Genomic DNA, 26,206 nt, shown 5'->3' on the forward strand with positions numbered 1-26,206 from the left:
CATGCGTATCCTCATCATCGGCGGTTCCAACTCGCTGCTCAAGGACGGCTACGTCACCCACCTGGCGCAGTCGCTGCAGGGCTACACGGAGGCCGAGATCGTGCAGATATCGGTGGGCGCCACCACCTCGCTGTCGGCCATCGGCCGGCTGTACGAGACCTACGACGGCAAGCCGGTGGACGTGGTGCTGTACGAGTATTCGATCAACGACACCGGCCACTTCGCGCCCCGTCCGGGCGGCGCCGAGTCGTGGCTGTTCTGCTTCCACCTGCTGCTCAAGGCCGCCGCCCAGCTGTACCCGGCGGCCCACTTCGTGCCGCTGGTGCTGGCGCAGCAGCAGCACTTCTCGTCGGCCGCGCCGCATCCGATCTACGACGCCCAGCTGCGTGCCTTCGGCGAGCTGGCGCTGCCGGTGATCGACGTGCGCGCGGCGCTGTCGGCGCTGTTCCTGGGCCGCGCGCCGGCCTGGCTGTACCGCGACCCGGCCCACTACGACACGCCGCACGCCACCTCCATCGTCGGCGCCATCGTGGCGCAGCGGCTGCTCACGCTGGCGGCGCAGCACGCCGAGCCGCTGTCGGCCACGGCGGCGCGGCTGCAGGCGGTGTCGCCGTTCGCCAGGCTGCAGGCGATGTACCTGCCCGGCCGCAACCTGCAGCAGTTCACCAGCGGCCCGGTGCAGCCGGGCCACACCGGCAACCGCCTGATGCAGCTGGACTACCTGCGCATGCTGCCGGGCAGCCGGCTGGAGCTCAACAGCGAGATGTTCCCGCTGGCGCTGTTCCTGAAGTCCGATCCGCGCCACGACACGCTGCAGGTGGAGCTGAGCAGCGACGACGGCCTGGCCTTCAACGCCCGCGTGGCCACCCGCCACGCGGACACCGAGACGCTGCCCTTCGTCTACTCCAGCATTCCGCTGCCGCTGCTGTGGAGCCACAGCCTGCTGCGCCACTATGGCGCCAGCCGGCTGGCGCTGTCGGTGCCGGAGCAGGCCGGCGGCGCGCAGACCGGCTTCGACTGCTATGCCGGCGGCCTGGCGGAGGCGCCCGAGCGCTACTTCGACCTGGTCGGCGTGCTGATGCTGACCGAGCAGCACTGACGCCACGCCACCCGACCGGAGCCCGCCCATGTCCCAGCAACTGCATCAGGCGATGGCGGCCGGTAACCTGGCCGAGGCGGGCACGCTGGCGCTGGCCCTGGCGCGGCTGGGCGAGCTGGCCATCATCGACCTGATCGGGCTGACCGGCCTGCTGACGGCGCAGGGCAAGACCGAGCAAACCATCTCGCTGTACCAGCTGTGGCTGGAGCATTGCGACTCGCCGCTGGAATACGTGGCCTGGTACAACCTGGCCGTGGTGCAGCTGCAAGCGGGCGACGAAGCCGGCGCCGAGCGCGGCTACCGGCAATCGCTGCGGCTGCATCCGGGCTTCACCGAAAGCCAGCTGGGACTGGGCGCGCTGCTGGAGCGCCAGCGCAAGCCGGAGGCGGCGCTGGCGCAGTGGCGCGCGGCGCTCGACGACCTGGACGCCGCCACGGCCGCGTCGCCGGCCTTGCAGATCCGCCTGTACAACAACATCGGCCGGCTGGCCGAGGCGCAGGGCGACCTGCCGCAGGCGGAGCAGGCGCTGCTGCACAGCCTGCAGCTGGACCCGCGCCAGGCCATGGTCGCGCCGCAGTGGATCAAGCTGCGCATGAAGCTGTGCGCGTGGCCGGTGTACGGCTTCGTGCCCGGGCTGAGCGAGAGCGCGCTGCGCCACGCCACGTCGGCGCTGGCCATGCTGGACCTGAGCGACGATCCGGCGCGCCAGCTGGCCGCCGCGCAGCGCGAGGTGCGCGCGACCCTGCCGCCGGCGCCGGCGCCGCTGGCCGACGGCGACGGCTATGCGCACCGCAAGCTGCGCGTCGGCTATCTGTCGTGCGGCTTCGGCGCGCAGCCGGTGGGACGGCTGCTGGCGGAATTGTTCGAGCTGCACAACCGCGAGCTGATCGAGGTCTACGGCTTCTGCTGGAGTCCGGAGGATGGCTCGGCGCTGCGCCAGCGCCTGCTGCGCGGCATGGACCTGCACGTGCCGATCGCCACGCTGAGCGATGCGCAGGCGGCGCAATCGATACGCGCGCACGAGATCGATATCCTGGTCGACCTGCACGGGCGGCTGGCGGGGGCGCGGCCGGGGATTTTGCTGCACCGTCCGGCGCCGGTGCAGATCGCGTGGCTGGGCCAGCCCGGCACCAGCGCCATGGCCGCCATCGACTACGTGCTGGCCGACGCCGTGACGCTGCCGCCGGAACTGGCGCCGCACTACACCGAACAGCCGCTGTATCTGCCGCACTGCTTCCAGCCGCAGGACCGCCAGCGTCCGCTGCCGGGCGCGCAGCCGGGGGGGCGCGCTGCGCTCGGGTTGCCGGAGCCGGGCTTCGTCTACTGCTGCTTCGCGGCGCCCGAGCACATCACGCCGGAACGGTTCGCCACCTGGATGCGCATCCTGCGGCAGGTGCCGGACAGCGTGCTGTGGCTGCAAACGGCCAGCGAGCCGGTGCGCGACAATCTGCGGGTGGCGGCCATGCAACGCGGCGTGCCCAGCGAGCGATTGTGCTTCGCCGAGCCGGCCGCGCCGGAGCAGCAACTGGCGCGCTATCTGGCCGCCGACCTGTTCCTCGACACCGCGCCCCATGCGTCGGGCGACATCGCGGGCGAAGTGTTGTGGGCGGGCTTGCCGCTGCTGACCAGCACCGGCCGATGCGGCGCCGGCCGCGTCAGCGCCAGCCTGCTGCACGCGGCCGGGTTGCCGGAGCTGGTCGCGGCCAGCGAGCAAAAATATGAGGCGCGCGCGGTGCGGCTGGCCGAGCGGCCCAAGGAGCTGGCGCGGCTGCGCAACCGGCTGCGCAAGCATCGCAGCAGCGCGCCGCTGTTCGACACGCCGCAGCTGGCGGCCGACCTGGAAGCGCTGTACCTGCGGGTCGCCAAGGGCACGCTCAAGCTGCGGCACGGCCGCGCCGCAGCGACCGCGCCAGCCGCTTCCGCGCCGGCGGGGACGCGAGATATCGATTCCGCATCGGAGGGCCGCCCGCGTGGGAACACGCGAGGGATGGACTCCGCGTCGGCCGGCCGTCCGCGCGGGAACGACGGCTTGGCGCCGCTGGTCAGCATCTTGATCCCCGCCGACGATCCGCTGCCGCTGGAGACCACGCTGCTCAGCGCGCTGGCCCAGACCTACGCCAACTGCGAAATCATCGTCAGCGACAGCAGCCCGGGCGGAGCCTGCCTGCCGCTGCTCAAGCCGCAGCTGAAGGCCCACCGCCGCCTGCGCTACGTGCACGCGCCCGGCCTGGCGCCGCTCGACAACCTGAACCACTGCCTGGCTTTGGCGCTGGGCGTCTACGTGGCCGCCGCGCCGGCCGGCGACACGCTGGCGCCGGACAAGATCGCCGTCATGCTGCCCTACTTCCTCGACCATCCGCAGGTGAGCCTGGTGGCCTGCTGGCGCCAGCCGCGCGCGCCGGACGGCCAGGCGCTGCCGGTGGCGCCGCTGTTCGCCAACGAGATCGTCGTCAGCGGCGGCTCGCTGGCCAACCTGCTGCTCAACGGCGACAGCGGCGCGACGGCGGCCGTGTGCGCGCCGGGCGCCCTGCTGTTCAAGCGCGCCAGCATCGGGGCGGCCTTCGGTCACTATCATGAACGTCCCTATCTCGACCGCGCCAACATCGCCACCGCGCTGACCGCGCTGGCCGGCGGCGACTACGTCTACCTGCCGCAGCCACTGTCGAGCTACCGCGCCGCGCCCGCCGTGCCGCCCTCGCCGCTGGCCCAGCTGGAGGCCGGCGTCGAGGCGCTGGAGCTGCTGTACCAGGCCCACGCGCACGGCCACCGCTTCGAGCCGGCCGAGCGCTTCAAGCAACTGCTGGCGGCCCGTCTTTCCGAGCTGAACACGCTGATCGCGGCCCACTACACGCAGCTGGCCGCCAGCGCCGCGCACCGGGTCGACGCGCTGCAGCGCGCGATGCGCATCGGCTATCAACTGCTGCTGGCGCCGAATGAGTAGGCAGTTGGCAATAGTTCAAAGCTTGAAAAAATCGAAGAAAATCGAACAAAAAATCGAAGCTTTGCTAGAAGGGCGGCGGAACAGCACCCCGTGTACATACCCTCGGACGCCGGTGCGCGCAGGCGGCGGCCGCGAGAACTGTGGTAAATCGCCATCGCCCGGTCTGTGGCACCAAACAGCCCCTGCTTTTCGTTTAAAATAGCCCGGGCGCAATAGATAATGTGGTCTGCGTCAACTCATAACAATCCGGGGATAGCATGAAAGCAGTCATACTGGCTGGTGGACTGGGCACGCGGCTCAGCGAAGAGACCACGGTCAAGCCGAAGCCGATGGTGGAGGTCGGCGGCAAGCCTATCCTGTGGCACATCCTGAAGAGCTATTCCGCTCACGGCATCAACGACTTCGTCATCTGCTGCGGCTACCGCGGCTACGTGATCAAGGAATTCTTCGCCAACTACTTCCTGCACACGTCGGACGTCACCTTCGACTTGCAAAAGAACAGCATGGAAGTGCACGAGCGCCACGCCGAGCCGTGGAAGGTCACGCTGATCGACACCGGCGCCGACACGCTCACCGGCGGCCGCCTCAAGCGCGTGCGCCAGTACGTCGAGAACGACGAGGCGTTCTGCTTCACCTACGGCGACGGCGTATCCGACATCGACATCTCGGCCTCGATCGCCTTCCACAAGCAGCACGGCAAGCTGGCCACCATGACGGCGGTGCAGCCGCCGGGCCGCTTCGGCGCGATCGACATCGACGGCCAGCGCATCGTCAGCTTCAAGGAAAAGCCGCAGGGCGACGGCGCCTGGATCAACGGCGGCTACTTCGTGCTGTCGCCGAAGGTGATCGACTACATCGCCGACGACAGCACCACCTGGGAAAAAGAGCCGATGGAAAAGCTGGCCCGCGAAGGCCAGATGGACGCCTTCCACCACCACGGCTTCTGGCAGCCGATGGACACGCTGCGCGACAAGATCCTGCTGGAAGACCTGTGGGAAAGCGGCAAGGCGCCGTGGAAGCGATGGCCATGACGCCGTCGTTCTGGCGCGGCAAGCGTGTATTCCTGACCGGGCACACCGGCTTCAAGGGGAGCTGGCTGAGCCTGTGGTTGCAGCAACTGGGCGCGCACGTCACCGGCTACGCCCTCGAAGCACCGAGCAAACCAAGCCTGTTCGAGACTGCGCAAGTGGCCGCCGGCATGACCTCCATCATCGGCGACATCCGCGACGGCGCGGCCCTGCGCGAGGCGATGACGAAGGCGCGGCCGGAGATCGTCATCCACATGGCGGCGCAGGCGCTGGTGCGCTACTCGTACGCCAATCCGGTGGAGACCTACGCCACCAACGTCATGGGGCTGGTGAACTTCTTCGAGGCGGTGCGCAACACGCCGGGCGTCAAGGCGGTGGTCAACGTCACCAGCGACAAGTGCTACGAGAACAAGGAGTGGGCCTGGGGCTACCGCGAGAACGAAGCCTTCGGCGGCTACGACCCGTACAGCAACAGCAAGGCCTGCGCCGAGCTGGTGACGGCCGGCTACCGCTCGTCGTTCTTCAATCCCGAACAATACGCGGAGCACGGCGTGGCGCTGGCCTCGGGCCGCGCCGGCAACGTGATCGGCGGCGGCGACTGGGCCGAGGACCGGCTGATCCCCGACATGGTGCGCGCCATCGCCGCCGGCAAGCCGGTGCGCATCCGCAGCCCGCACGCGATCCGTCCATGGCAGCACGTGCTGGAGCCGCTGTCGGGCTACCTGACCTTGGCCGAGCACCTGTACCTGCAAGGCGCGGATTTCGCCGAGGGCTTCAACTTCGGCCCGCACGACATCGACGCCCGCCCGGTCGAGTGGATCATCGCGCGCCTGTGCGAGAGCTGGGGCGACGGCACCGGCTGGGAGCTGGACTCCGCGCCGCAGCCGCACGAGGCGCACTACCTCAAGCTGGACTGTTCCAAGGCCCGCAGCCGCCTGCGCTGGCAGCCGCGCTGGCACCTGGGCCACACCATCGACATGATCGTGGCCTGGCACCAGGCGCACGCCCGGGGCGACGACATGCGCGCGCTGACGCTGGCGCAAATCGACACGTATCAAAACACCGCACACATTTAGGGCAGCAATCATGAGTGAAGCACAAAGCAAAGAACAACTCCGCGCACAGATCATCAAGCTGGTGGGCGAATACGGCGCGCTGGCCAGCGTGCCCAAGGCCTTCGAACCCGGCGTGACGGTGATCCCGCCGGCCGGCAAGGTGGTGGGCGCGCCGGAAATGGAACTGATGGTCGAGGCCTCGCTCGACGCCTGGCTGACCACCGGCCGCTTCAACGACCAGTTCGAGGCCAAGCTGGCCAAGCTGATCGGCGTGGACTTCCTGATCACCGTGAACTCCGGCTCCTCGGCCAACCTGGTCGCATTCAACACGCTGACCTCGCCGAAGCTGGGCGCGCGCGCGATCCAGCAGGGCGACGAAGTGATCGGCGTGGCCGCAGGCTTCCCGACCACCGTGAACCCGATCATCCAGTTCGGCGCGATCCCGGTGTTCGTCGACGTCGAGCTGGGCACCTACAACATCGATGTGACCAAGCTGGAAGCGGCGATCTCGCCCAAGACCAAGGCCATCATGCTGGCCCACACGCTGGGCAACCCGTACAACCTCGATGTCATCACGGCGATCTGCAAGAAGCACAAGCTGTGGCTGATCGAGGACTGCTGCGACGCGCTGGGCTCCACCTACCACGGCAAGATGGTCGGCACCTTCGGCGACATCGGCACCATGTCGTTCTACCCCGCGCACCACATCACGATGGGCGAAGGCGGCGCGGTGTTCACCAACAATCCCGAGCTGAAGATGATCGCCGAGTCGTTCCGCGACTGGGGCCGCGACTGCTACTGCGCGCCGGGCAAGGACAACACTTGCGGCAAGCGCTTCTGCCAGTGCCTGGGCACCCTGCCGATGGGCTACGACCACAAGTACACCTACAGCCACCTGGGCTACAACCTCAAGATCACCGACATGCAGGCCGCCTGCGGCCTGGCGCAGATCGACCGCGCGCCCAGCTTCATCCAGGCCCGCAAGGACAACTTCGCGTATCTGAAGGAGCGGCTGCAGTCGTGCGCCGAGTTCCTGATCCTGCCGGAAGCGACCGAGCATTCCGACCCGTCGTGGTTCGGCTTCCCGATGACGCTCAAGCCGGAGGCGAACGTCTCGCGCGTCGACCTGCTGACCTACCTGGACCAGCACAAGATCGGCACCCGCCTGCTGTTCGCCGGCAACCTGACGCGCCAGCCCTACATGGTGGGCCGCAACTACCGCGTCTCCGGCGAGTTGACCAACACCGACCGCGTGATGAACGACACCTTCTGGATCGGTGTGTTCCCCGGCCTGACGCGCGAGATGCTGGACTACGCCATCACCAAGCTGGAGGAATTCTTCGGCGTCGGTTTCTGAGGAGCGCCATGATGCAAGCAACGCGGCATCCGATAGAAACCGCCGACATGGCCGCCATCGTGGCCACGCCCGGCATAGCCTGGAGCCGGCTGGCCGGCCAGACCGTCTGCATCACCGGCGCGTCGGGCTTCCTGCCGTCGTACATGGTCGAGACCATGCTGTACCTGAACGAGACGCGCCAACTCGGCATCCGCGTGCTGGCCATGGTGCGCAACCGCGCCGGCTTCGAGCGGCGCTACGCGCATCATATGCCGCAACACGCGCACCAAGGCGGCCGCACCGACCTGGTCTGCATCGAGCAGGACATCAGCCGGCCGTTCACGCTGGACGAGCGGCCGGACTACATCATCCACGCCGCCAGCCAGGCCAGCCCGAAATACTACGCGACCGATCCGGTCGGCACGCTGAGCGCCAACACGCTCGGCACGGCGGCCCTGCTGGAACTGGCGCGCGCCAGCGGCAGCAAGGGTTTCCTCTACTTCAGCAGCAGTGAGGTCTACGGCGCCGCCAGCAAGGTGCCGACCGCCGAGCAGGATTACGGCGTGGTCGATCCGACCTCGGTGCGCGCCTGCTACGCCGAGAGCAAGCGCATGGGCGAGAACATGTGCGTGTCGTGGCACCACCAGTTCGGCGTGCCGGCCACCATCGTGCGCCCGTTCCACACCTACGGCCCGCGCATGCTGCTCGACGACGGCCGCGTCTACGCCGACTTCGTCGCCTGCATCCTGCGCAACGAGCCGATCGCGCTCAAGAGCGACGGCCTGGCCACGCGCTCGTTCTGCTACTCGGCCGACGCCGTGGCCGGCTTCTGGAAGGTGCTGCTCGACGGCGCGCCCGGCCAGGCCTACAACATCGGCAACCCGGACGGCGAGATCAGCATGCGCGCGCTGGGCCAGCTGCTGGTCGGCCTGTACCCCGAGAAGGGCCTGACCGTCAGCTACGTCGAACGCCCGCAGGGCGACAACTACCTGGCCAGCGCCGTGCAGCGCGGCGCGCCCGACATCGCCAAGGCCAACGCGCTGGGCTGGCGTCCCGCCACCTCGCTGGCCGACGGCTTCCGCCGCACCATAGAAAGCTATTTGTGATGACCGACTCCACAACCGACCTGGCGCGCCGCATCCGGCTGCAATGCCTGCACATGTGCCACACCAAGCGCGCCTCGCACCTGGGCGGCGCGTTCTCGGTGGCCGACGTGCTGGCCGTGCTGTACGGCGGCCTGCTGACCGCCGACCCGAGCCAGCCGCGCGCGCCGCAGCGCGACCGCGTCTTCTACAGCAAGGGCCACGCCTGCACCGCGCTGTACGCCACGCTGGCCGAAACCGGCTACTACGACAAGTCCGAGCTGGACACCTTCACCGACAACGGCAGCTACTTCACCTCGCACGTCAACCACAAGGTGCCGGGCGTGGAGCTGTCGACCGGCAGCCTGGGACACGCGCTGTCGGTGGCGGCCGGCGTGGCGCTGGCCGGCAAGCGCCGCAAGGCCGCGTGGCACACCTACGCCATCGTCAGCGACGGCGAGCTCGATGAAGGCTCGAACTGGGAAGCCATCCTGTTCGCGCCGCACCACCAGCTCGACAACCTGACGCTGATCGTCGACTACAACAAGATCCAGAGCTTCGGCAGCACCGCCGAGGTGCTCAACCTCGATCCTTTGTCGGACAAGTTCAAGGCCTTCAACTGGGAGACCGTCGAGGTCGACGGCCACGACCACGCGGCGCTGGCCGCCGCGCTGTCCAAGGAGGGCCGCAGCGGCAAGCCGCGCGTGGTGATCGCCCACACCGTCAAGGGCAAGGGCGTGAGCTTCATGGAACACCAGCTGGCCTGGCACTACAAGTCGCCGGACGCCGCCCAATTCGCCGCCGCCCGCGCCGAACTGCTGCAAGAGGACCAAGCATGAGAAACAGTTTTATCACCACCCTGATGGCGCAGGCGGCCCGGGACGAGCGCATCTTCCTGCTGTGCGGCGACCTTGGCTACTCGGTGCTGGAGCCGTTCGCCGAGGCCTATCCCGAGCGCTTCCTCAACGTCGGCATCGCCGAGCAGAACATGGTCGGCCTGGCGACGGGCCTGAGCATGGAAGGCTACACGGTGTTCTGCTACTCGATCGGCAATTTCCCGACCTTGCGGGCGATGGAGCAGATCCGCTACGACGTCGCCTACCACGAGGCCAACGTCAAGATCATCGCGGTCGGCGGCGGCTATGCCTACGGCCCGCTGAGCACCTCGCACCACACCACCGAGGAACTGGGCATGCTGCGCACCATCCCCGGCATGGTGGTCACCGCGCCGGGCGACCCGGCCGAGGTGGACGCGATGACGGCCTTCATCGCCCAGCACCGCGGCCCGTGCTATATGCGTCTGAACAAGGCCGGCGAGGCGCGCCTGCACCCGCAGCCGCCGGCGCTCAAGCTGGGCGACATCGTGCCGGTGCGCGTGGCGCCCGGCGGCGGCAGCGGCGGCGCGGCGACGGCGGCGGTGTTCGCCACCGGCGACATGGTCGGCTACGCGGCGCGCTATTTGGCGCAGCACGCGCCGCACATCGATTTGTACAGCTTCCCCTTCGTCAATCCGATCGACCGCGCGCAGCTGGCGGCACTGGCGGCGCGCTACCGCCACGTGGCCACGCTGGAGGAGCACCAGGCCAACGGCGGCTTCGGCTCGGCCGTGCTGGAGCGCCTGCACGACCTGCTGTCGGACGGCGCGCTGGCGGCGCTGCCGGCGATCAAACGCATCGCCATCCCGAACGCCTTCATCAGCAGCGCCGGCTCGCAGGATTTCCTGCGCGAGAAAATGGGCCTCCAGCTAGACGGCTGGCACGCCTCCCTGTCCTGAACCTTTACCGCGAGTGCTGACATGATTTCCATCCAAACGACCCTGGGCCAGTTCCAGCAAGGCGCGATCGACAAGCCGACCTTCATCAAGACCATGTACGAGCAACACCACGCGGTGTTGTTCGACTACGCCAGCTACATCGGCCAGACCAATGTGCGCAAGATCGAGGTCGAGGACGGCAAGGTCATCATGACCTCGCGCGACCGCGGCATCCGCATCGCCTGCACGCCCGGCGACTACCGCGTGGCGCCGATGGAGACGCTCAACTTCTTCGACTACGAGAAGGAAGAGGCGACCATGATGGAGAACCTGGTGGCCGACGGCGACAACTTCTTCGACATCGGCGCCAACATCGGCTGGTACGCGCTCAACATCGCCGCCTCGCGCCGCGCCACCACGGTGTACGCGTTCGAGCCGATTCCGACCACCTACGGCCACCTGAGCACCAACCTGGCGCTCAACGCCAGCGCCAACATCTTGCCGCACAACTTCGGCCTGTCCGAGCAGGCCGGCGAGTTCACGTTCTACTACCCGCCCGAGGGTTCGGGCAACGCCTCGGCGGTCAACCTGACCGGCCGCGACGACGTGCGCACCGCGCAATGCGAGGTGCGCACGCTGGACGCCTACACCGCCGAAACGGGCGTGCGCGTGGACTTCATCAAGTGCGACGTCGAGGGCGCCGAGCTGCTGGTGTTCAAGGGCGGCCTCGAGACCATCAAGCGCGACCTGCCGATCGTGCTGTCGGAGATCCTGCGCAAGTGGTCGGCCAAGTTCAACTACAACCCCAACGAGATCTTCGCGCTGTTCCGCAGCGTCGGCTACGAGGTCTACACGGCCGAGGGCGGGCGCCTGGTGAAGTTCGGCGAGATGGACGAGCACACCATCCCGACCAACTACTTCTTCCTGCATCCGCGCAAGCACGCCGAGCAGCTGCGCCGCTACCTGCGCGGCTGACCGGAGCGTCCATGGAAAACCAAGACATCGTCCTGTCGATCTGCATCCCGACCTTCAACCGCGCGCCCTACCTGCAGCAGACGCTCGACAGCATGGTCGGACAGCCGGCCTTCGCCGACACCAACGAGATCGAGATCGTCATCGCCGACAACGCCTCCGACGACGAGACCGCGGCCGTGGCGGCGCGCTACGTGGCGGCCTTCCCCGGCAAGATCCGGTACCACCGCCACGCCGAGACCATCTCGCCGGACATGAACTTCAAGTTCGTCATGGAGCAGGGTCGCGGGCTGTACCTGAAGCTGCACAACGACAACCTGCTGGTCCATCCCGGCACCTTGGCCGAGCTGGTCAAGGTGTACCGCGCCACGGCGGCCGAGATGCCGGTGGTGTTCCTGACCAACGGCAACCACGCGCAGGGCCAGCCGATCGAGGCGCTCACCAGCATCAGCGACTTCGTGCGGCGGGTGTCGTTCATGTCGACCTGGATCGGCGGCTTCGGCATGTGGCGCAGCGAGTTCCACGCGCTGCCGGACTTCGCGCGCAACCAGCACCTGCGGCTGGTGCAGACCGACGTCATGCTGCGCCTGCTGGGCATGGGCAAGCGCGCCATCGTGCTGTTCGGGCACTACTTCAGCGGCGTGCCGACCGGGCGCAAGGGCAACTACAAGAAGGGCGGCTACAACATCGCCGAGGTGTTCGGCAAGAACTACCTGAGCCTGCTCAAGCCCTACCTGGCCACGGGCCAGCTGGACCGCGCGGTGTACGAGCACGAGAAGAAGCTGCTGCTGATCCAGCACATCATCCCGTGTTACTTCGACGCCAACAACGACTACCAGAAGACCGGCTTCTTCGAGCACATGCAGGACTACGTGGACGACGACTACTTCTACCAGGCGGTGGCGCACCTCGACAGCGACGTGCCGCCGCGCCGGGCCGCGCCCGTCCCCGCCCCGGCGCCGGCGCCGGCGCCCACCTTCGAGGAGCAGAAGCGCGCCTACTGGCGGGCGCTGAACCCGCACAACCACACCGAGCTGACGATGTCGGCCGGGCCGTTCGACTTCAGCCGGGTGACGGTGGGGCGCATGTCGTATGGCGAGCTCAACGTGATGGCCTACGGCCGCGAGGGCGAGCGGCTGACCATCGGCCATTTCGTGTCGATGGCCAGCGAGGTCAAGTTCATGCTGGGCGGCAACCACCCGTACGAGGGCGTGTCGACCTACCCGTTCCGGGTCAAGTATTTCGGCGAGGGGCTGGAGTCGACCAACAAGGGGCCGATCGTGGTGGGGGACGACGTGTGGATCGGCTACCAGGTGCTGATCTTGTCGGGGGTGACGATAGGCCAGGGCGCGGTGATCGCGGCCGGCAGCGTGGTGACCAAGGACGTGGCGCCGTACAGCATCGTCGGCGGCAATCCGGCCAAGTTCATCAAGCACCGCTACGAGCCGGCGATCATCGCGAAAATGCAGCGGCTCGACTACTCGCGGGTGAGCGACGCCGCCATCCTGCGCAGCCGCGACATCCTGTACCAGCCGCTCACGCTCGACAACGTCGACGCCATCATCGACCAGCTGATGGCGGGTTAGAAGTAGGCCAGGTCGAGCACCACGCCGGCGCTCGCCAGCAGCGCCTGGCGCGCCAGGCGCGTCTCCATGTTCGGCGCCGCGTGCTTGCGGTACAGCTGCAACATCACCTCGACGATCTTGTCGTCCTGCGAGTTCCCGCGCCGCATGTTCTCCGGCGCCGTGGCCTGGCTCTTGTGGATCACCACCCCGTCCGTCGCCAGGTGCGCCAGGCGCCGCCCGTGCATCGCCGCCAGCAGGAAATCCCAGTCCTCGTACAAAATCAGCTCGGTCTCGTTGCGCACGCCGGCCAGCACGTCGCGCCGGTAGGCCACGCAGCTGTTGGGGATGCGGTTGCGCACGTACACGCTGTCGAAGCTGACGTCGGCGATCGAGATCGACTGCGTCGACAGCGCCGTCGGCGGATACACGGTACGGTCCTCGTGCTGCACCTGGAAGTCGCAGAACAGCAGCTCGGGCTTGTCGCGCAGCAGGCGCGCCTTGAGCGCGGCCAGGTGGCCCGGACGGAAGGTGTCGTCGTCGTCCAGGAACAGGATGTATTCGCCCTCGGCGATCGCCAGCCCGAGGTTGCGGCTGGCCGCCGGCCCGCCCTGGCCGCTGCGCCGTATCACGAAGTCGAAGCGGCCGTCCAGCTGGCTCAGCTGCTGGTACGGCGGCAGGTAGCCCGCCGTGTCCGACACGACGACGACGTTGAAGTCCTGGCAGGTCTGCGCGATCAGCGATTCCAGCGTGCGGATCAGCAGCAGCGGACGGTCGTGGGTGGCGATGATGATGGTGAACATGGCGGGCTCCGGTGACGGTCAGGGCGGCGGCGAAGGCCTGGCCGCCGTCATGCCGGGCAGGCGTCCGAGGATGGCGCGGAACAGCCGTTCGCTGATCTGCTCCATGCCCCAGTCCTTGGGATGGGCTTCGACGTCGCCGTGCGCGTAGGTCGAATGGACGCGGTCAACGTTGAGCGGGCTGTCGAACAGGTCGCCGATGTACACGTACTGGGCGCCGTGGAACTGGCACACCTGCTCGATCACCGAGTCGGTGGGCGGGCGCGGCCACCAGGTCGACAGGCAGAACACGTTCGGGCAGAAGGTGCAGGCGGCGTACACCAGCAGCTGCAGGTTGTGGGCGAAGTCGTCGAGCTGCTGCTGGGTGAAGACGTTGTCGCCCAGCTGGATCACCATCACCGCCGGGCGCTGCGCCAGCACCCCGTGCAGCGAGCGGATGTGGTTGCCCGCCACCGACGCGTCCGATTCGAACGGGTAGAAGTTGCGGATGTAGGCCTGCCGCGGCTCGAGGCGCAGCTGGCGCAGCAGCCGGTGCGCGTAGTCGCGGCCGGTGGCGCTGGCCGCCATGCCGTGGTGGTGGTGCCAGCCGATCTCGATGGCCGGCGCGTGCAGCGTCAGGCTGTTGCCGACGAACGCGATCTTCACGCCCGGATGCAGCTCGGGCAGCTCGTGCAGTTCGAACCGGTGGTCGGCGTAGGGCGTGGTCATGGTCCCGGCGTCACGGTTCGCGGATCGACTCGTCCATCGCCCGCGTCAGCGGATACAGCAGGTAGGACATCACCGTGCGGTGGCCCACCACCACCTCGGCCGACACCGTCATGCCCGGCAGCAGCTGGGCGCCCTCGGGCAGCTTCTTGAGCTTGCCGGTGTAGGGGATGCGGCTCAGGTAGTAGGCGTCCAGGCCGCCGCCGTTCTTGTCGGCCGCCTCGCGCTTGAAGGCGTCCTGGCTGATGGTGCGCACCTTGCCCTCCAACATGCCGTGCTGCTGGAACGAGAAGGCGTCGACCTTGATGTGGGCCGGCGCGCCCTGCTTGATGTAGCCGATGTCGAGCGAGTCGATCTGCACCTCGGCCTCCAGCTGCGCGCCCAGCGGCACCAGCGTGAACAGCGGCTCGGCCTCGCGCACGATGGAGCCCACCGACAGCTTGCCGATCTCCAGCACCACGCCGTCGGCCGGCGCCACCATGTTGATCGCCTTGTGGCGCTTGTCGGCCTTGGCCAGCTGCTCGGTGATGCCGTCGCGGTCGCGCGTGGCGCTGAGCAGGTCTTCCATGGTCTTCTGGCGCCAGCTCTTGTCGAACGCGGCGCGCTCGGCCTGGGCCGAGGCCAGCTCGCTGGCCATCTCGACCGCCTTGTTGCGCTGCAGGTCCATGTCGCGCTCGACCTCGAGGCGGCGGTCGCGCGCCTCCAGCAGGTGCATCTTGGCGCCGAACTGCTCGGCCATCAGCTGCTCCTGCATGGCCTCCACCTCGCGCAGCGACTTGACGCGCTGGGCCAGGATCACCTGGTCGTGCTTGTTGGTTTCCAGCCCGGCCTTCAGGCGCGCGATGTTCTGGTCCATCTTGTTCTTCTGCGCCTCGAAGTTGGCCTTGCGCTCGGTCGACAGCTGCGCCTGCAGCAGGCTGTCGGCGGTCGAGCCGCTGCCGGTGACGGCGCCCGGCTGGCCGGCCAGCTCGGCGCGCAGGCCGGCGGCCTGGGTGTTGAGGCTGTCGAGGCGCACGCGCAGCTGCTGCTCGTCGGCGGCGGTGAAGGTCGGGTCCAGCCGCGCCAGCACCTGGCCCTTCTTGACCACCTGGCCGACCCGCACCTCGATGCTCTGGATGATGGAGGTGTCGAGCGGCTGCACCACGATGTTGGGCAGCGGGTTGACCAGGCGGCCGTGCGCCACCACGATCTTCTCCACCGGCGAGACGCTGGCCCAGACGATGAAGAACACGAAGGCGGCCAGCATCACGTGCAGCGTCAGGCGCACGAACTTGGGCAGCGGGCCGCGCTCGATGGCGTCGGCGTCGGGCAGAAACGCGATCTCGGTTTCGTCCTTGCGGCGGCGCTTGAGGCTTAGAGGTGACTTGTTTGCTGGTTCCATAAGTGCTGGTAAGTGTCGCTGGTGGTGAGCAGTTCTTCGTGGCGGCCGGCGTCGACCAGCCGGCCCTGTTGCATGACCATGATCTTGTCGGCGTTGACCAGGGTCGACAGGCGGTGCGAGATCATCACCACCGTGCGCCCGACCGCGATGCGCGACAGGTTGCTGATGAAGATGGCCTCCGACTCCGGGTCCAGCGCCGAGGCGGCCTCGTCGAGGATGAGGATGCGCGGCTTGGCCACCAGCGTGCGGGCGATCGACAGCCGCTGCTTCTGGCCGCCGGACAGGTTGGAGGCGTTCTCCTCGAGCACGGTGTCGTAGCCCATCGGCAGGCGCTCGATGAACTCGTCGGCGCCGGCCGCGGCGGCGGCCTCGACCAGTTCCTCGAAGGTGGCGTCGGGCTTGGTCACCGACAGGTTCTCGCGCACGGTGCCGCGGAACAGGAAGTTCTCCTGCAACACCACGCCGATCTGGCGCCGCAGGTGCGACAGCTCGATCTCGCGGGCGTCGATGCCGTCGAAGCGGACGATGCCCTCCTGCACCGGATAGAGGCCCTGGATCAGCTTGGTCAAGGTGGTCTTGCCGGAGCCGGAGCGGCCGACGATGCCCACCACCGTGCCCGGCTCGATGGTGAAGCGGGCCTTGTCCAGCGCCATCGCCTGCGCGCCCGGATAGCGGAAGGTGACGTCGTCGAAGCGGATCTCGCCCTGCAGCACGGGGCGCAGGCCGTTGGCGCCGGCGCGGCCCTCGGGCGCGCGGTTCATCACCTCGCCCAGCATGCGCACCGACAGCGCGGTCTCCTGGTATTCGTTGACCAGGCCGACGATGGAGATCAGCGGTTGCGTGACGCGGCCCGACAGCATCTGGAAGGCGATCAGCGCGCCCACCGACAGGGTGCTGTCGAACACGTCGGCGGCGCCCACGACGATCAGCATCACCGGCAGCAGCTTGCCGAGGAAGTCGGTGACGGCGTTGCCGGCGATCGAGATCTGGCCGACGCGGAAGTGCATGGTGATGGCCTCGGCCGAGCGCTGGTCCCAGATGCGGCGCTGCGACGGCTCGATCGCCAGCGCCTTGACGGTGCGCATGCCGTGGATGGTCTCGACCAGCATGCCCTGGCGCTGGCCCTCGGCCGAGTACAGCGCGTTGAGGCGGCGCTGGAAGGTCGGCACCATGGCCATCACCACCGCCGCGATCATGCCGGCGAACAGCAGCACGATCATGGCCAGCTTGAACGAGTAGCTGAACAAAATCGGCACGAACACCAGCAGCGCGATCAGGTCGAGCGCGGTGAAGAACAGGCGGCCGGTCAGGAAGCTGCGGATCTTTTCCAGCTGCTGCATGTGGCGCGTGACCACGCCGGCGCTGGTGGTCTCGAAGAAGTCGATCGGCAGCGACAGCAGGTGGCTGAACACGCGGCGCGTCAGGCGCATGTCGATCTTGTTGGAGGCGGCCAGGGTCAGCGTCTGGCGCAGGAAGCCGAAGGTGGCGTCGAACAGCAGCGCGGCGATGATGCCCACCGCCAGCACCTGCAGCGTGGTCACGCTCTGGTGCGTGAGCACCTTGTCGATCACCAGCTGGAAGAAGATCGGCGAGGCCAGCGCCAGCAGCTGCATGGCGACGGCGGCGATGAAGATGTCGCGGAACGCGGCCTTCTGTTTCAGGATCTCGGGGATGAACCAGCGCAGGCCGAACGGCTGGTTGGGGTCGTTCAACTTGTGCTGGCGTTTGATGAACAGCACGTCGCCGCTCCAGCGCTGCTCGAAGTCGGCGCGCGCCACCATCACCACGGCGGCGTTGGCGTTGGCGGGGTTGAGCACGGCCACCTGGTCGGCGCCGCCGTTCTCGCCCGGCTTGACGCCGACCGCGATCACCATGTTGCCGTCGTTCAGGCGCGCCATCAGCGGGAACACGCCGCCCTGCGCCATCAGGCGCGACCAGGTCAGCTTGTCGGCCTTGGCCTTGAGGCCGATGTCCGAGGCGATCCGCAACAGCGCGCCGGTGCCGGGTTCCTCGGCGCGCAACGCATAGTCGTCGATCAGGCGTTCCGGATTGATTTGCAGACCATGATGCTGCGCGATCGCTGTCAGACACTGGATCGCGGTATGGGGAAATTTATCGTGCATAGGCCTGATGAATGGGTAAGAGCTGGGAAAAGCTTGCATTAGCGCACTATCGTGCCAGCCTTCGGATTCTAACCCAGCATAGTGTTTCCGGGAGGTTTTTGTGTGGCGCAAACACAGCGCAATTTACCTTGTTGTTCGGGGCATAAAAAAAAACGGCAAGGCCCGCAGGCCTTGCCGTTCTTGCTTACGCTATGAAAGCTGCTTACTTGGCAGCCAGGAAGCCCTGGTGGTTGCCGCCTTGCAGTGCTTTCAGGCGCAGCGTTTCCTCGCTTGCGGCCGAGTTGGTCGTCGCGGTCAGCTTGTTGTCGTAATTGCTGATCGCGTCGGCCATCGCCGCCACCGCCGTGTTGACGCTGTTCGGCACTTCCAGCTTGGCCGTGGTGGTGGTCGCCGCCGCCGCGTCAAAGCTCGACATCGCCGAGGCCAGGCCGCTCACCGAGGTGGTCAGGCTGGTCGTCGCGGCCCCGGTCTGGAACCAGACGTCCGCCGCCGCGTGGCTGGCGCCGTCGGCCGTCTCGTAGGTCGAGGTGATGCCGACGATGTTGCCGTTGTTGAGCGAGGCGTTTTCCTTGGCATCGAGGTTCAGCTTGGTGATGCCCAGCGATGCCAGCGATTTCAGCTCGCCGGCCTGGCTGACGCCGTCCGCGTTGCCATCCACCCACACGCGCAGGTCGCCGAACGCGCTGTCCTTGGCGTCGATGACACCGTCGCCGTTGGTGTCGAGCTCGTTCAACGCGGCGTAGCCGTTGGTCGCCTTCTGACCGTTGGCCAGCGTCGTGCCCGAACCGAACAGCTCGCCGCCGTCGTTGATCACGCCGTCGTGGTTGCGGTCCAGGGCCAGCAGGCCGTCGCCACCGCCGACCCAGCCGGTGTTGACCTTGGTGCCGGTGGCGTTCAGATCGAAGTTCACGCCGGCCGACAGGCCCAGGGTGTTGATGCCGTTGTTGTTCAGGTCCAGCACGATCGGCGTGCCCAGCGGCGAAGGCAGTGCCGCGATCTGGTCGGTCGACAGGCCCGGTACCTGGGCGCTGGTGATCGCGCAGACTTGCTGGCTGCCCAGCGAGTGGATCTGGTCGGTCGTCAGCGCGCGGATCTGGTTGGTGCTCAGGGCGGCGATGGCGGCGGTTTTCAGGCCCACCAGGTCGGCCGTCTCGATGGCCACGATCTGGTTGGTCGACAGCGCCTTGACCTGGTTGGAGCTCAGCACCCCAACCTGCTGGCTCGACAGCGCGACGATCTGGTCGGTCGTCAGCGCCGCCACCTGGGCCGTCTGCAGGGCCGCGAACACCGAGGTCTTGATCACGGCGATGTCTTCCGTGCCGAGCGCGGCGATGTCGTTGGTGGTCAGCGAGCTCAGTTGCGCCGAGCTCAGCACTGCCACCTGGGTGGTGGTCAGCGCCACCGCCTGGTCGGTGCTCAGGGCGGCCGACAGGTTGGCGGTGCTCAGGGCGACGATCTGGGCCGTGGTCAGCACCGAGATCTGGTCGGTGGTCAGCGCGGCGACCTGGGCCGAGCGCAGCGTGGCGATGATGGCCGTCTTCAGCGCGCCGATGTCGGCCGTTTCGATGGCGGCGATGGCGGTGGTGGTCAGCGCGTTGACCTGCGCCGTGCTCAGCACGCCCAGCTGGGCCGACGACAGCGCCACCACTTGATCCGTGGTCAGGCCGGAGGCCAGGTTGGCGGTGGTCAGCGCGGCGATCTGGGCGGTGCCCAGCACGCCGATCTGGTCGGTGGTCAGCGCGGCGGTCTGCTGCGTGGTCATGGCGGCGACGGCGGCGGTCTTCAGCGCGCCGAGGTCGGCCGTTTCAATCGCGGCGATCTGGCCGCTGCTCATGCCGGCGACCTGGGCGCTGGTGAGCGCGCCGATCTGCGCCGAACCCAGGGCGACGATCTGGTCGGTGGTCAGGGCCTTGGCCTGGTTGGTCGACAGGGCGCCGATGGCCGAGGTCTTCAGCGCGCCGACGTCGGCGGTCTCGATCGAGGCGATGTCCAGCGTGCTCAGCGCGGACACCTGCGCCGAGCTCAGCGTGCCGACCTGCAGCGAGGTCAGTGCCACCACTTGATCCGTGGTGAGCGCCTGCACGTTGGCCGTGGTGATGGCCGAGATCTGCGCCGTGGTCAGGTTCGACAGCTGGTCGGTGGTCAGCGCCGCCAGTTGCGCGGTCTTCAGCGCGGCGATGATCGAGGTCTTCAGGCCGATGATGTCGGCCGTCTCGATGGCGGCGATGTTGGTGGTCGACAGCGCGCCGAACTGGGCGGTGTTGAGCGCGCCCAGCTGGCTCGAGCTCATCGCGACGATCTGGTCGGTGGTCAGGCCCGAGGCCAGGTTGGCGGTGGTCATCGCGGCGACCTGCGCGGTGCCCATGACCTGGATCTGGTCGGTGGTCAGCGCGGCGGTCTGCTGCGTGGTCAGCGCGGCGATGGCGGACGTTTTCAGCGCGCCGAAGTCGGCCGTTTCAATCGCGGCGATCTGGGTGCTGGTCATGCCGGCCACCTGCACGCTGGTCAGCGCGCCGATCTGCGCCGAACCCAGCGCGACGATCTGGTCCGTGGTCAGGGCCTTGGCCTGGTTGGTCGACAGCGCACCGATGGCCGAGGTCTTCATCGCGCCGATGTCGCCGGTCTCGATGGAGGCGATGTCGAGCGTGCTCAGCGCGGAGACCTGGGCCGAGCTCAGGGTGCCGATCTGCAGCGAGCTCAGTGCCACCACTTGATCCGTGGTCAGCGCCTGGATGTTGGCCGTGGTGATGGCGGCGATCTGGCCGGTGGTCAGGTTCGACAGCTGGTCGGTGGTCAACGCGGCCAGTTGCGCGGTCTTGAGCGAGGCGATGATCGAGGTCTTCAGGCCGACGATGTCGGCCGTCTCGATGGCGGCGATGTCGGTGGTCGACAGCGCGCCGAACTGGTTCGAGCTCAGGGCGCCGAACTGGGCCGAGCTCATCGCGACGATCTGGTCGGTGGTCAGGCCGGAGGCCAGGTTGGCGGTGGTCATCGCGGCGAACTGCGCGGTGCTCAACACCTGGATCTGGTCGGTGGTCAGCGCGGCGGTCTGCTGCGTGGTCAGCGCGGCGACGGCGGAGGTCTTCAGCGCGCCGAGGTCGGCCGTTTCAATCGCTGCGATCTGGGTGCTGGTCATCGCGGCGACCTGCACGCTGGTCAGCGCGCCGATCTGCGCCGAGCCCAGGGCGACGATCTGGTCGGTGGTCAGGGCCTTGGCCTGGCCGGTCGACAGCGCGCCGATGGCCGAGGTTTTCAGCGCGCCGATGTCGCCGGTTTCGATCGAGGCGATGTCGAGCGTGCTCAGCGCGGCGACCTGGGCCGAGCTCAGGGTGCCGATCTGCAGCGAAGTCAGTGCCACCACTTGATCCGTGGTCAGCGCCTGGATGTTGGCCGTGGTGATGGCGGCGATCTGGCCGGTGGTCAGGTTCGACAGCTGGTCGGTGGTCAGCGCGGCCAGTTGCGCCGTCTTCAGCGAGGCGATGATCGAGGTCTTCAGGCCGATGATGTCGGCCGTCTCGATGGCGGCGATGTCGGTGGTCGACAGCGCGCCGAACTGGTTCGAGTTCAGGGCGCCGAACTGGGCCGAGCTCATCGCGACGATCTGGTCGGTGGTCAGACCCGAGGCCAGGTTGGCGGTGGTCATCGCGGCGAACTGCGCGGTGCTCAACACCTGGATCTGGTCGGTGGTCAGCGCGGCGGTCTGCTGGGTGGTCAGCGCGGCGACGGCCGAGGTCTTCAGCGCGCCCAGGTCGGCCGTTTCAATCGCGGCGATCTGGGTGCTGGTCATCGCGGCGACCTGCACGCTGGTGAGCGCGCCGATCTGCGCCGAGCCCAGCGCGACGATCTGGTCGGTGGTCAGGGCCTTGGCCTGGCCGGTCGACAGCGCGCCGATGGCCGAGGTCTTCATCGCGCCGATGTCGCCGGTCTCGATGGAGGCGATGTCCAGCGTGCTCATGGCGGAGACCTGGGCCGAGCTCAGCGTGCCGATCTGCAGCGAAGTCAGTGCCACCACTTGATCCGTGGTCAGCGCCTGGATGTTGGCCGTGGTGATGGCGGCGATCTGGCCGGTGGTCAGGTTCGACAGCTGGTCGGTGGTCAGCGCCGCCAGTTGGCCGGTCTTCAGCGCGGCGATGATCGAGGTCTTCAGGCCGATGATGTCGGCCGTCTCGATGGCGGCGATGTCGGTGGTCGACAGCGCGCCGAACTGGGCGGTGTTGAGCGCGCCCAGCTGGTTCGAGCTCATCGCGACGATCTGGTCGGTGGTCAGACCCGAGGCCAGGTTGGCGGTGGTCATCGCTGCGACCTGCGCGGTGCCCATGACCTGGATCTGGTCGGTGGTCAGCGCGGCGGTCTGCTGCGTGGTCATGGCGGCGATGGCGGACGTTTTCAGCGCGCCGAAGTCGGCCGTTTCAATCGCGGCGATCTGGGTGCTGGTCATCGCGGCGACCTGCACGCTGGTCAGCGCGCCGATCTGGGCCGAGCCCAGCGCGACGATCTGGTCGGACGTCAGCGCCTTGGCCTGGCCGGTCGACAGCGCGCCGATGGCCGAGGTCTTCATCGCGCCGATGTCGGCGGTCTCGATGGAGGCGATGTCCAGCGTGCTCATGGCGGCGACCTGGGCCGAGCTCAGGGTGCCGATCTGCAGCGAGGTCAGCGCGACGACCTGGTCGGTGGTCAGGGCCTGGATGTTGGCGGTGGTGATGGCGGCGATCTGGCCGGTGGTCAGGTTCGACAGCTGGTCGGTGGTCAGCGCCGCCAGTTGGCCGGTCTTCAGCGCGGCGATGATCGAGGTCTTCAGGCCGATGATGTCGGCCGTCTCAATGGCGGCGATGTCGGTGGTCGACAGCGCGCCGAACTGGGCGGTGTTGAGCGCGCCCAGCTGGTTCGAGCTCATCGCGACGATCTGGTCGGTGGTCAGGCCCGAGGCCAGGTTGGCGGTGGTCATCGCTGCCACCTGCGCGGTGCCCATGACCTGGATCTGGTCGGTGGTCAGCGCGGCGGTCTGCTGCGTGGTCATGGCGGCGATGGCGGCGGTCTTCAGCGCGCCGAAGTCGGCCGTTTCAATCGCGGCGATCTGGGTGCTGGTCATGCCGGCCACCTGGGCGCTGGTGAGCGCGCCGATCTGGGCCGAACCCAGCGCGACGATCTGGTCGGTGGTCAGGGCCTTGGCCTGGTTGGTCGACAGCGCGCCGATGGCCGAGGTCTTCATCGCGCCGATGTCGGCGGTCTCGATGGAGGCGATGTCCAGCGTGCTCATGGCGGCCACTTGCGCCGAGCTCAGGGTGCCCACTTGCAGCGAGCTCAGAGCGACGACCTGGTCGGTGGTCAGGGCCTGGATGTTGGCCGTCGTGATGGCCGAGATCTGCGCCGTGGTCAGGTTCGACAGCTGGTCGGTGGTCAGCGCCGCCAGTTGGCCGGTCTTCAGGGCGGCGATGATCGAGGTCTTCAGGCCGATGATGTCGGCGGTCTCGATGGCGGCGATGTCGGTGGTCGACAGCGCGCCGAACTGGGCGGTGTTGAGCGCGCCCAGCTGATTCGAGCTCATCGCGACGATCTGGTCGGTGGTCAGGCCCGAGGCCAGGTTGGCGGTGGTCATCGCGGCCACTTGCGCGGTGCCCATGACCTGGATCTGGTCGGTGGTCAGCGCGGCGGTCTGCTGCGTGGTCATGGCGGCGATGGCGGCGGTCTTCAGCGCGCCGAAGTCGGCCGTTTCAATCGCGGCGATCTGGGTGCTGGTCATGCCGGCCACCTGGGCGCTGGTGAGCGCGCCGATCTGGGCCGAACCCAAGGCGACGATCTGGTCGGTGGTCAGGGCCTTGGCCTGGTTGGTCGACAGCGCGGCGATGGCCGAGGTCTTCATCGCGCCGATGTCGGCGGTCTCGATGGAGGCGATGTCCAGCGTGCTCATGGCGGCCACTTGCGCCGAGCTCAGGGTGCCCACTTGCAGCGAGCTCAGAGCGACGACCTGGTCGGTGGTCAGGGCCTGGATGTTGGCCGTCGTGATGGCCGAGATCTGCGCCGTGGTCAGGTTCGACAGCTGGTCGGTGGTCAGCGCGGCCAGTTGGCCGGTCTTCAGCGCGGCGATGATCGAGGTCTTCAGGCCGATGATGTCGGCCGTCTCGATGGCGGCGATGTCGGTGGTCGACAGCGCGCCGAACTGGGCGGTGTTGAGCGCGCCCAGTTGGTTCGAGCTCATCGCGACGATCTGGTCGGTGGTCAGGCCCGAGGCCAGGTTGGCGGTGGTCATCGCGGCAACCTGCGCGGTGCCCATGACCTGGATCTGGTCGGTGGTCAGCGCGGCGGTCTGCTGCGTGGTCATGGCGGCGATGGCGGACGTTTTCAGCGCGCCGAAGTCGGCCGTTTCAATCGCGGCGATCTGGCCGCTGGTCATGCCGGCGACCTGGGCGCTGGTGAGCGCGCCGATCTGGGCCGAACCCAGCGCGACGATCTGGTCGGTGGTCAGGGCCTTGGCCTGGTTGGTCGACAGCGCGGCGATGGCCGAGGTCTTCAGCGAGCCGACGTCGGCCGTTTCGATGGAGGCGATGTCCAGCGTGCTCAGGGCGGCGACCTGCGCCGAGCTCAGCGTGCCGACCTGCAGCGAGGTCAGCGCGACGACCTGGTCGGTGGTGAGCGCCTGCATATTGGCGGTGGTGATCGCGGCGATCTGCGCCGTGGTCAGGTTCGACAGCTGGTCGGTGGTCAGCGCGGCCAGTTGCGCGGTCTTCAGCGCGGCGATGATCGAGGTCTTCAGGCCGACGATGTCGGCGGTCTCGATGGCGGCGACGTCGGTGGTCGTCAGCGCGCCGAACTGGGCGGTGCTCATGGCGCCGAACTGGGCCGAGCTCAGCGCGACGACCTGGTCGGTGGTCAGGCCCGAGGCCAGGTTGGCGGTGGTCAGCGCGGCGATCTGGGCCGTGCCCATCACCTGGATCTGGTCGGTGGTCAGCGCGGCGGTCTGCTGCGTGGTCATGGCGGCGATGGCGGAGGTCTTCAGCGCGCCGAAGTCGGCCGTTTCAATCGCGGCGATCTGGGTGCTGGTCATCGCGGCGACCTGGGCGCTGTTGAGCGCGGCGATCTGGCCCGAGCCCAGCGCGACGATCTGGTCGGTGGTCAGGGCCTTGGCCTGGCCGGTCGACAGCGCGGCGATGGCCGAGGTCTTCAGCGCGCCGATGTCGGCCGTCTCGATGGCGGCCAGGTTCAGGGTGCTCAGGGCGGCCACTTGCGCCGAGCTCAGCGTGCCGACCTGCTGCGAGCTCAGGCCGACGACCTGGTCCGAGGTCAGCGCGGCCATGCTGGCGGTGGTCAGCGAGGCGATCTGGCCGGTGGTCAGGCTCGACAGCTGGTCGGTGGTCAGGGCCACCAGCTGCGCGGTCTTCAGCGTGGCGATGACGTTGGTCTTGATGGCGACCAGGTCGGCCGTCTCGATGGCGGCGACGGCGCTCGTGCCCAGCGCGCTGAACTGGCTGGTGCTCAGCAGCGACAGCTGGGTCGAGCTCATGGCCACGACCTGGTTGGTGGTCAGGCCGGAGGCCAGGTCGGCCGTGCTCAGCGCGGAGACCTGGGCGGTGGTCAGGTTGGTGATCTGGTCGGTGCTCAGCGAGGTGAACTGCGCGGTGGTCAGCGCGGCGATGGCCGAGGTCTTGATGGCCATCAGGTCGGCCGATTCCAGCGCGACGATGGCGCCGGTGCTCAGGCCCATCACCTGGGTGCTGGTCAGCGCGGCGGCCTGGGCGGTGGTCAGCGCGACGATCTGGTCGGTGGTGACCGCGGCCATCTGGCTGGTGCTGATGCCGGCGATGGTGGCGGTGCGCAGCGCGGCGAAGTCGGCCGTCTCGAGCGCGACGATGGAGTCGGTGGCCAGCGCGTTGAACTGCGCCGAGCTCAGCACGCCTACCTGGGTCGAGGTCAGCGCGACGATCTGGTCGGTGGTCAGGCCGACCGTCAGTTGCTTGGTGGTCAGGGCAACGATCTGGGTGGTCGTCAGTGCAGCGGTCTGGTCCGTGGTGAGGGCGCGGGTCTGAGCCGAATTGAGCGCAACAATATCGGAAGTCGCGAGAGCAGCAATTGTTTGGGTCGACAGAGCTGCAATCTGGTCGGTACTCATGCTTGTTACGAGGCTCATTTCCATTCTCCTTGGGGCGCTGCACTGTTCTAGACGGACGAAGGTCGGAGCCTACAGAGGCCACCCCCCCGGCTCCAACGTCAAATTGGGTACCACTTGCGATTTTGCTACTGAATTGCTTGAGTTAAACGCGAGAAAAGCGCTGGACTTTAGTTCTTAACGTCAATATCCAAGCCAACTTTAGGATACCAGCACTAGGATTTTTCCTACCGTTAACATTTTTATTGCTTAGGACCATCACATAGTT

Annotated in this window: 15 protein-coding genes; 10 read left to right on the forward strand and 5 right to left on the reverse strand. The window is 67.8% G+C overall.

All coding sequences use genetic code 11. The annotated features are described in order from the left end of the window. Position 1 precedes the first annotated feature (1 nt). From AC07WS_RS00450 to AC07WS_RS00495, 10 genes are all read left to right on the forward strand, one after another. Positions 2 to 1,099, forward strand: a complete 1,098-nt coding sequence (locus AC07WS_RS00450; protein WP_494727205.1) for an SGNH/GDSL hydrolase family protein — start codon at positions 2 to 4, stop codon at positions 1,097 to 1,099. A 28-nt stretch (positions 1,100 to 1,127) separates the two neighbouring features. After that, positions 1,128 to 4,040 (forward strand): O-linked N-acetylglucosamine transferase family protein, encoded by a 2,913-nt coding sequence (locus AC07WS_RS00455; RefSeq protein WP_494727206.1) that lies wholly within the window; start codon positions 1,128 to 1,130, stop codon positions 4,038 to 4,040. Between the two features lie 257 nt (positions 4,041 to 4,297). Then, entirely contained in the window at positions 4,298 to 5,071 is a 774-nt protein-coding gene (gene rfbF / locus AC07WS_RS00460; protein WP_486070241.1) for a glucose-1-phosphate cytidylyltransferase, read from the forward strand. Beyond that, positions 5,068 to 6,144 (forward strand): CDP-glucose 4,6-dehydratase, encoded by a 1,077-nt coding sequence (gene rfbG, locus AC07WS_RS00465; RefSeq protein ID WP_494728027.1) that lies wholly within the window; start codon positions 5,068 to 5,070, stop codon positions 6,142 to 6,144. Before rfbF ends, rfbG begins: the two co-directional genes overlap by 4 nt. A 10-nt stretch (positions 6,145 to 6,154) precedes the next feature. Continuing rightward, positions 6,155 to 7,480, forward strand: a complete 1,326-nt coding sequence (rfbH, locus tag AC07WS_RS00470) for a lipopolysaccharide biosynthesis protein RfbH (protein ID WP_494727207.1) — start codon at positions 6,155 to 6,157, stop codon at positions 7,478 to 7,480. 8 nt (positions 7,481 to 7,488) lie between these two features. Continuing rightward, entirely contained in the window at positions 7,489 to 8,565 is a 1,077-nt protein-coding gene (locus tag AC07WS_RS00475) for an NAD-dependent epimerase/dehydratase family protein (protein ID WP_494727208.1), read from the forward strand. Next, entirely contained in the window at positions 8,565 to 9,380 is an 816-nt protein-coding gene (locus AC07WS_RS00480) for a transketolase (protein WP_494727209.1), read from the forward strand. The genes AC07WS_RS00475 and AC07WS_RS00480 overlap by 1 nt, the downstream gene beginning before the upstream one ends. Continuing rightward, the gene (locus AC07WS_RS00485) at positions 9,377 to 10,315 is read left to right on the forward strand and encodes a transketolase family protein (RefSeq protein WP_494727210.1); all 939 of its coding nucleotides are present in this window, start codon (positions 9,377 to 9,379) and stop codon (positions 10,313 to 10,315) included. The genes AC07WS_RS00480 and AC07WS_RS00485 overlap by 4 nt, the downstream gene beginning before the upstream one ends. Positions 10,316 to 10,336: 21 nt before the next feature. After that, positions 10,337 to 11,269, forward strand: coding sequence for an FkbM family methyltransferase (locus AC07WS_RS00490; RefSeq protein WP_494727211.1), 933 nt, complete (start codon positions 10,337 to 10,339; stop codon positions 11,267 to 11,269). An 11-nt stretch (positions 11,270 to 11,280) separates the two neighbouring features. After that, positions 11,281 to 12,852: a glycosyltransferase gene (locus AC07WS_RS00495; protein ID WP_494727212.1), complete on the forward strand. Its 1,572-nt coding sequence runs from the start codon at positions 11,281 to 11,283 to the stop codon at positions 12,850 to 12,852. Here AC07WS_RS00495 and AC07WS_RS00500 read toward each other — a convergent pair. From AC07WS_RS00500 to AC07WS_RS00520, 5 genes are all read right to left on the reverse strand, one after another. Further along, entirely contained in the window at positions 12,849 to 13,631 is a 783-nt protein-coding gene (locus tag AC07WS_RS00500; protein WP_494727213.1) for a glycosyltransferase family 2 protein, read from the reverse strand. The genes AC07WS_RS00495 and AC07WS_RS00500 overlap by 4 nt on opposite strands. An 18-nt stretch (positions 13,632 to 13,649) precedes the next feature. Beyond that, the gene (locus tag AC07WS_RS00505; RefSeq protein ID WP_494727214.1) at positions 13,650 to 14,336 is read right to left on the reverse strand and encodes an SGNH/GDSL hydrolase family protein; all 687 of its coding nucleotides are present in this window, start codon (positions 14,334 to 14,336) and stop codon (positions 13,650 to 13,652) included. A 10-nt stretch (positions 14,337 to 14,346) separates the two neighbouring features. Then, the gene (locus tag AC07WS_RS00510; protein ID WP_494727215.1) at positions 14,347 to 15,714 is read right to left on the reverse strand and encodes an HlyD family type I secretion periplasmic adaptor subunit; all 1,368 of its coding nucleotides are present in this window, start codon (positions 15,712 to 15,714) and stop codon (positions 14,347 to 14,349) included. After that, positions 15,687 to 17,837, reverse strand: a complete 2,151-nt coding sequence (locus AC07WS_RS00515; RefSeq protein ID WP_494727216.1) for a peptidase domain-containing ABC transporter — start codon at positions 17,835 to 17,837, stop codon at positions 15,687 to 15,689. Before AC07WS_RS00515 ends, AC07WS_RS00510 begins: the two co-directional genes overlap by 28 nt. A gap of 202 nt (positions 17,838 to 18,039) precedes the next feature. Continuing rightward, positions 18,040 to 25,959: an SPM autocatalytic domain-containing protein gene (locus AC07WS_RS00520; protein ID WP_494727217.1), complete on the reverse strand. Its 7,920-nt coding sequence runs from the start codon at positions 25,957 to 25,959 to the stop codon at positions 18,040 to 18,042. Between the last annotated feature and the right edge of the window lie 247 nt (positions 25,960 to 26,206).

The sequence above is a fragment of the Duganella sp. GW821-FHT01E12 genome (assembly GCF_059422325.1).